This window comes from Ensifer sp. NM-2, from assembly GCF_003024455.1.
Taxonomy (GTDB): domain Bacteria; phylum Pseudomonadota; class Alphaproteobacteria; order Rhizobiales; family Rhizobiaceae; genus Ensifer; species Ensifer canadensis.
On the sequence record NZ_PVZR01000130.1, the window covers coordinates 1 to 478 of the forward strand.

A 478-nucleotide genomic window follows, 5' to 3' on the forward strand; every position below is an offset into this window, starting at 1 on the left:
CGAGGCCTACGTCGCCGACGCGCGTGACGAGTTCGCCGAGCAGTACTGCATGCCCACGCTCAAGGCCAACGCCCTCTACATGGACGCCTACCCGCTGGTCTCCGCGATCTCGCGCCCGGTGATCTCCCGCCACCTGGTCGCGGCGGCCCGCCAGTTCGGCGCCTCGACGGTGGCGCACGGCTGCACCGGCAAGGGCAACGACCAGGTCCGCTTCGAGGTCTCCATTCAGACCCTCGGGCCCGACCTGAAGTGCATCGCCCCGGTGCGCGACCTCGCCCTGACCCGTGAGAAGGCCATCGAGTACGCCGAGCGCAACGACCTGCCGATCGTCACCACCAAGAAGAACCCGTTCTCGATCGACCAGAACGTGTGGGGCCGCGCCGTCGAGACCGGCTTCCTCGAGGACATCTGGAACGGCCCCACGAAGGACGTCTACGACTACACGGACGACCCCGCCTTCCCGCCGGCGCCGGACGTG

1 protein-coding gene is annotated in these 478 nt (G+C 68.8%); it reads left to right on the plus strand.

From position 1 onward, the window contains the following. Nucleotides 1-478 (plus strand): argininosuccinate synthase domain-containing protein (locus C6558_RS39120; RefSeq protein ID WP_199197149.1); only part of this gene is annotated, 478 nt, incomplete at both ends.